Source organism: Nonomuraea sp. NPDC004702 (genome assembly GCF_053601695.1).
Genome location: NZ_JBSGCE010000092.1, coordinates 21,576 through 28,046 on the forward strand (window position 1 = coordinate 21,576; position 6,471 = coordinate 28,046).

6 protein-coding genes and 1 pseudogene are annotated in these 6,471 nt (G+C 65.4%); 4 read left to right on the forward strand and 3 right to left on the reverse strand.

Annotated features, from left to right (window positions below):
• Positions 1 to 72 precede the first annotated feature (72 nt).
• Entirely contained in the window at positions 73 to 489 is a 417-nt protein-coding gene (locus ACWEJ6_RS49150) for an ATP-binding protein (RefSeq protein ID WP_452432364.1), read from the reverse strand.
• 1,095 nt (positions 490 to 1,584) lie between these two features.
• Between ACWEJ6_RS49150 and ACWEJ6_RS49155 the strand changes: the two genes are divergently transcribed.
• From ACWEJ6_RS49155 to ACWEJ6_RS49170, 4 genes and pseudogenes are all read left to right on the forward strand, one after another.
• Positions 1,585 to 2,364: an aminotransferase class IV family protein gene (locus ACWEJ6_RS49155; protein ID WP_452432355.1), complete on the forward strand. Its 780-nt coding sequence runs from the start codon at positions 1,585 to 1,587 to the stop codon at positions 2,362 to 2,364.
• Positions 2,365 to 2,408: 44 nt separating this feature from the next.
• Positions 2,409 to 3,377: an SUMF1/EgtB/PvdO family nonheme iron enzyme gene (locus ACWEJ6_RS49160; protein WP_452432357.1), complete on the forward strand. Its 969-nt coding sequence runs from the start codon at positions 2,409 to 2,411 to the stop codon at positions 3,375 to 3,377.
• Between the two features lie 621 nt (positions 3,378 to 3,998).
• Positions 3,999 to 5,092: pseudogene (locus ACWEJ6_RS49165) on the forward strand (IS630 family transposase).
• An 18-nt stretch (positions 5,093 to 5,110) separates the two neighbouring features.
• A complete protein-coding gene (locus ACWEJ6_RS49170; RefSeq protein ID WP_452432358.1) occupies positions 5,111 to 5,644 on the forward strand; it encodes a hypothetical protein in 534 nt (177 codons plus the stop codon).
• Positions 5,645 to 5,771: 127 nt separating this feature from the next.
• Here ACWEJ6_RS49170 and ACWEJ6_RS49175 read toward each other — a convergent pair whose 3' ends face one another.
• Positions 5,772 to 5,903 (reverse strand): hypothetical protein, encoded by a 132-nt coding sequence (locus tag ACWEJ6_RS49175; protein WP_452432360.1) that lies wholly within the window; start codon positions 5,901 to 5,903, stop codon positions 5,772 to 5,774.
• A gap of 254 nt (positions 5,904 to 6,157) precedes the next feature.
• Complete coding sequence (locus ACWEJ6_RS49180) at positions 6,158 to 6,289, reverse strand: hypothetical protein (protein ID WP_452432361.1); 132 nt, start codon at positions 6,287 to 6,289, stop codon at positions 6,158 to 6,160.
• Between the last annotated feature and the right edge of the window lie 182 nt (positions 6,290 to 6,471).

Genomic DNA, 6,471 nt, shown 5'->3' on the forward strand with positions numbered 1-6,471 from the left:
TGCCACCACACGTGTCCGCCAGCGCCATTCGAAAGCCAGAGGGCCACCTCACGTGATGCCAACGACCGCACCTCACCGAGGCACTAGCGCCCACACCACACGCTCACCAACCACGGTCCTATGGGTGCCCCACGCTCCGGACGTCAGGCCGTGCACTACCCGCAGACCACGGCCCGCTTCCTCCGTCTCCGAGGAGATACGAGGATGTGGAACCAGCCCGTTCCGCCCCGGATCCACCACGGTCAGCCGCCAGAACCCAGATTCCGGAACGAGATGCACGCGTACCCACTCCGCGCTGGCGTGTACGAGCGCGTTGGTGACCAACTCGGTAGCGATCGTTCGCAGGTCGCCTAGCGCTTCGTGAGTCGGTCCCATCCACTCCGCCAGTTCTCTGCGAACCAGCCCAGGCAGGAGCGAGGGTAACTCTAGCTCACGAACGAGCCATACTTTGACCCTCGCGAAGGGGGGATCCGAAACGACCACTTGCATACTCACCTCCGAAATTGTGACTTACGGTCTTGTTCTTGTACGCGGCGCCCGAAGCTTACAGATTCTGGAAAGCCGGTAGGCCCTCACAGTATGGAGCTATTCCCACTGGCCAAGCTCTCAATTCACGCGTACAGTTCATTACAATTTGTAGACTTTTCTACTCCGTAACCACTTGGGCGGATCTCGGCCTAGACTAACAAAATGGGTGTGATACGCCGCGAGAAGAGCATGATTCGGGGAACGTACGCCACACGCCTGCGCACTTTCCGGACGACTCAAAAGTTGAGCCGCATTTGCCCAGGTCGGCCAGCATCTGCGAAACGACGGCCATGTCGGCTGAATCGCACGCCAGGTCAGGGAGTGAGCGTGGTCATTGATCAGCTCCCACGCCGTGACGTGATGGCGGTTGACTTCGCCGCTCCGCTCCATGCGGGGAAGGGGCGCCCAGTGGGGAAGTGCCGGGTCGCCCGCCACTCGCGCAGGTGCCAGGTGGCGTACGGGTCGCTGGCCCGGCATCACCTTGACGAACACCTCGTCCAAGCCCTGAATGCGCGCAAGGAGCTGCTGCGGAGCGCCGGGCATTGACTCGCAGTCGTGGATCGGGCCGACCTGCTCCACGATGGCGGCTCGCGCAAGCGGGGACAGCTCGTTCTACTGCGGTCCGTGATCCATTACGGCCTCCAAAGGGGATGTAGTCACGACGCGCGCCTCCCGACATGGCGGCCGCCGCGGGGAAGTCTGCGTTGCCGGCGTCAATTCTCCGACTGGCGCGCCACCGCGATGCCTCGACCATGCCGGGGGGCTGTACTTCCACCCCGCCCAGGAGCGCGACAGCCTGTGCGTGGGCGCGCGGTAGCAGGCTCACGAAGGCGCGGCACGGCAGCGGGACACCTTCGGCTCGCCTCCCGCGCAGCGGCCGCGGGGGACGCATCGGCTGGCGAGGAGTGCGGATCCTCCGTGCCCGACTTCTCGGGGTCATCACCTTAGGGTCCAGTACGGCGGCACGCTGTTCCCACGCCCTGCCGCTGCCTCAGCACTGCCCTTTCACTGCCCTTGAGCCTTCCTGCCAGGTAGTGGAGGTGTGAGACTTGGGCCATGGCGAAACTCAATGGGGTGGTTGTGACCCCCGACGCACTTCAAGCCCTGGGCCTGATCAACTACGGTCACTTCACCTCGATGCGGGTTGAGAACGGACGCATCCGCGGACTGTCCCACCATCTTGACCGTCTGGTGCGGGATTGCCGCGCGGTCTTTGCCGCCGAGCTGGACCGTGATCGTGTCAGGGACTTCATCCGACAAGCACTACGGGAGGTGCCTGGCCCTGTCGTGGTGCGCGTGACCGTGTTCGATCCGGATCTGGAGCTCGCGCATCCGGGAGGCGAGGCCCGCCCGCAGGTCCTGGTCACCATGCGGCCGGCCGTCGCCCTGCCCGCCCCTCCGATGCGGGTGCGGACGGTGAGCTACCAGCGGGATCTACCGGCAGTGAAGCACGTGGGGTTGTTCGGCGCCCTGCATGGCCGCCGCATGGCTCAGCTTGCTGGTTTCGATGACGCGCTGTTCCTCGACAGCATGTCCTTCGTGACAGAGGGCGCGACCTGGAACATCGGCTTCTACGACGGCGAACGCATCGCCTGGCCGAACGGCGGCATCTTGCCGGGCGTGACGATGCGGCTGCTTCAGCAGGTCCACGACCGGACCGTGAACGTCCCGGTCAACCTTCGGGACATCTCGAACATGCAGGCCGCCTTCGCCACCAACACTTCGATCGGCGTCCGTCCGATCGTGGCCATCGACGACGTCACTTTCCCTTCGAACCTGCCGATCTTCGAGGTTCTTCGCAAGGAATACGAGGAGATTCCCGCCGAGAGGATCTAGGCTGTCGGCTCTGCCAGGCTAACCGATCCCCCAAAGAGAGTCGAATGCCGGTCACCGTCCAACTTTGGTCCGGGCTTGAGATCCGGGCGCTGCGCGAGGCGAAACGCATGAGCATCCGCCAGTTCGCCGGGCACCTCGGCGTAGGCGAACGGCTGGTGTCCAAGTGGGAGGCGGGGGGCGAGAAGATGCATCCTCGGCCGGTGAATCAGGAGGCCCTGGACACCTGCCTGGCCAACTCCCCCGAGGAGGTGCACGTTCGGTTCGCCGAAGCCCTCGGTATTCCCCCGCTCTCCGTCGATGGGGAGGCTCCGCCGGCCACCGTGATCTCCGGCGCCACCCTTCTGCTCGGGGGCCATCAGGTACGGCATCCCATCGACGGCAAGCTCATGACGCTCGTGGACGAGGGCGTGTTCCTCTTCGGGCCTGATGACGAGCCCGTCTTCCTGCCGGCGTTCTACATCGATGTGTACCCGACCTCCAACGGCGACTACGCCCGCTTCGTAGCCGCTACCGGGCACCGCCGCCCGCAGCATTGGAGTCGGGACGGCGGCCCTCCACGAGATCTTGTCGACCATCCGGTGGTGTTCGTCACCTGGCGCGATGCCGTCGCGTACGCCGAGTGGGCGGCCAAGAAGTTGCCGAGCGACCAGCAGTGGGAGAAGGCTGCCCGCGGTGTGCGCGGCGACATCTTTCCTTGGGGATCGCGGTTGACCTCGGCCAAGTGCAACGTCCGAGAGTCCGGGATAGGGCAGACAACCCCGGTGGACCGCTATCACAGCGGCGCCAGCCCTTATGGCGTGTACGACCTGTGCGGCAACACCTGGGAATGGCTGGCCACTCAATCAGCCCCCGGACGCTACCAACTCAAGGGCAGCGCCTTCACCAGTTCCTTCAGCCGGGCCACCCCTTCAGCCAGCAACGATGCCAGCGCCGAAATGCTCGACGACGATACGAGCTTTCGATGTGTGACTCCGGCCAAGACTCTGCGCGCCCTCCTGAAGCTCGCAGGCTGAAGAACCGGCCACCAGGGGTGCTGATTCATCCATTCGCCAGCGGATCGCCTCCTCACCCTGGTGAGTGCTCCCAGAGTCAGGAGTCGCATGTCCGCACCCCTGACGCACCGAAGCGTTGCCGGGAAGGGGGCCAGTGACCGGCTCCAAGCCGGAGGGCCGGCCCGCGACCGCGTCGCCCATGCCCGGGGATCTCAAGTCGTGCGCCCGAGTCGGCGATCGGTCCGCCGCGCTGTGACCGCCGGCCAACTCATGCGCAAGATCAAGTCAGGTGTCTAGACCGCCGAGCCGATCTAGACAGCGCCCTTGCCAGCAGCTCAGAAACCTTACCTACCTAGCCTTGGGGGAAGCATCTTGCTTCCAGTCTTGAGAACCGTGTTGACTCGAGTGCTATTCGAGATAGGACGTTGTGCGCGTGGGTAGGACAGCCTCCTCGGCCGGCCCCGATGTGGTGCACCATCGGTCCCAGGACCGTTCACGGCCTATGCAACGCGATTTCCCGGGGAGACTCGGCCCGCGGTGGCAGAATCATCCATGCCTGGCGAGCGGCTCCTCGCTCTTGTTGACGCCGGTCCCTAGTGTTCCGAGTCGTTAATTCGATTAAGAAATAGATACGATGCCCGCATGGCGAAGCGCGGCAGACCCAGACGGCTCTTGCTTGTCAGCGAAGAGGATCGGCGGGTGTTGGAGCAGGTCGCGCGCCGGCGAACCTCGGCGCAGGTCATGGCGCAGCGCGCACGCGTCATCCTGCGTTGCCTCGAGGGCGGAACCGATGCCGAGGTCGCCGCTGAACTGGGTGTCTGGCCGCAGACGGTCGGCAAGTGGCGTAACCGCTACATCGACGGCGGACTGCAGGCGCTGTCCGACAAGGACCGCCCGGGCCAGCCCCGCAAGATCACCGACAGCCATGTCGAAGACGTCATCAGGCAAACCCTGGAACAGTCCCCGCCCGACGGCGGCACGCACTGGTCGACCCGGGCGATGGCCAAGCGGACCGGCCTGAACCAAACCGCCGTCTCGCGGATCTGGCGGACCTTCGGACTCAAGCCCCACCTGGTCGATGAGTGGAAGCTGTCCACCGACCCATTCTTCATCGAGAAGGTCCGCGACGTCACCGGCCTCTACCTCAACCCGCCCGAGGCCGCCCTGGTGTTGTGTGTGGATGAGAAGTCCCAGATCCAGGCGCTGAACCGCTCCGCGCCGGTGCTGCCGATGATGCCCGCGGTCCCCGAGCGCCAGACCCACGACTACATCCGGGCGGGCACCACCACCCTGTTCGCGGCCCTGGACGTGGCCTCGGGCAAGGTGATCTCCACCCACCAGCGCAGACACCGTTCCGTGGAGTTCCGCACATTCCTCAACCAGATCGACCGCGAGACGCCCGCCGAACTGGACATCCACCTCGTCTTAGACAACTACGGCACACACAAGGCTCCGATCATCAAGACCTGGCTGCTGGCCCACCCCGCTTCCACCTGCACTTCATTCCGACCTACTCCAGCTGGCTGAACCTGGTGGAGCGGTTCTTCGCCGAGATCACCCGCCGGATGATCCGGCGGGGATCCTACACCTCGGTCACCGATCTCGAACGAGCACTCCAAGCCTGGATCGAGACGTGGAACGCCGATCCCCGGCCATTCATCTGGACCAAAACCGCCGAGGAGATCTTCGAGACGATCGCCGCATGTCTTAATCGAATTAACGACTCGGAACACTAGGTGGTGGACGCTGCCGTCATGGACGGGGCGGAGCGGGTGCCGGTGCCTACCAAGTCGGCCTGCTGGATCTGCGGGATGAGCGCGGTGTGCGGACAGAAGCTTCCCGGCCAACGGCGTCGGGTGCGACCACTGTGCCAGGCCCACGCCGACGCGGTGTTCGGCGCGCGGGATCCTGCATGGCGGCGCATGGATGCCAAGACCCAGCGGGAGATCGTCGAGGAATGGCTGCGCGGGATGACTCTCCTCACCTGCAACGCCGACCGGCCCGTCGGTGAGGTCTTCGCCGAGATCGCGGTCGTCAACGACGTCACGACCGAGTCCGTCCGGCTGACCACCCCGCTGCCGCCCGGTGAGGCGCACGATCTGACCCAGACCCTTCGTGCGATCCATCACCTACACGGCCGGGAGAAGTCGGTGCACGCCATGGTCACCCAGATCTTGATCGGGTGGTGCGCTAGAGCCAGAGGCGAGCCCGCGGAGCAGGTCCTGCGGCAGCTGGCGCTTACGCTGGACGATTGGCTTTCCGGCATGACTCCGCCGCACGCGACCTGACGGTGTACTGGGTGGGCGCTTTGCGGAAGCGGGCAGGACTGAGCGTTCAGCCCTGGAATTCCTCGCATCGCACTCCGTAGAACGTGGCGTTCGCCGGTCTGACAGCCTGCTCGTCGAGCGCCTCGGCCTAGCTGGCGAACACGTCGCTGCGCCGTACCACCCCAAGGAACTTGCGCCGTGCTTCGTTGTCGTCCCACAGCTCCTGCGCCGTGTGAATGATCAGCGACTTGTGGCGTTCCGTTTCGTCCACCATGTTCACCCTCTCTGGGCTACGTGGGGTTGGTGGTGTGTGCGTTCGAACCCCACTCGGTCTTCGCGCGCTTCAGCACGTACTCCAACGAGTCGGTCTCCGCCAGAACGTCGATGGCCGGCTCACAGGCACGGGCTACCCATGCGGTGCCGACGCTGCTCCCCAGATGGGGACTGGAGGTCGTTGGCGCGACCGCTTGAGATAGCAGGCGCAGAGTGTTCTCGCACGGCGGGTGCCGCGCAGGGCGGCTTCCCCCTCCGGGGTCAGCGTCCGCCGCCGTTGCTCCACCACAGCGCCGTCGCAGTGAAGAGATGTCGGACGGTGGCGTTGAAGGCGATCTCTGGCCGGGTCTTGCGGAGCAAGGCCAGTTCCGGGCTCGCCTCGTGCAGCGCCACTGGTCCAGGCCCGTCCGCGATGGGTGACGCCCGTGCACGCCTGGCCGTGGGCTGGGGCATGGTGGCGGTAGCTGTCAGCCCAACGGCGGGCGGTGGTGACGGCGACCTGGAAGCGTGGGGCGGGGCGGGGCCGCGCACCGGCGGGTCCAGCTCCCACAGGGTGTCCACCACAACAACCCCCC

Excerpts from the sequence above, each read along its gene's own strand:
- ACWEJ6_RS49170 (WP_452432358.1), top strand. The coding sequence starts at position 5,111 with ATGGACGGGGCGGAGCGGGTGCCGGTGCCTACCAAGTCGGCCTGCTGG.
- ACWEJ6_RS49150 (WP_452432364.1), bottom strand. The coding sequence starts at position 489 with ATGCAAGTGGTCGTTTCGGATCCCCCCTTCGCGAGGGTCAAAGTATGG.
- ACWEJ6_RS49155 (WP_452432355.1), top strand. The coding sequence starts at position 1,585 with ATGGCGAAACTCAATGGGGTGGTTGTGACCCCCGACGCACTTCAAGCC.
- ACWEJ6_RS49160 (WP_452432357.1), top strand. The coding sequence starts at position 2,409 with ATGCCGGTCACCGTCCAACTTTGGTCCGGGCTTGAGATCCGGGCGCTG.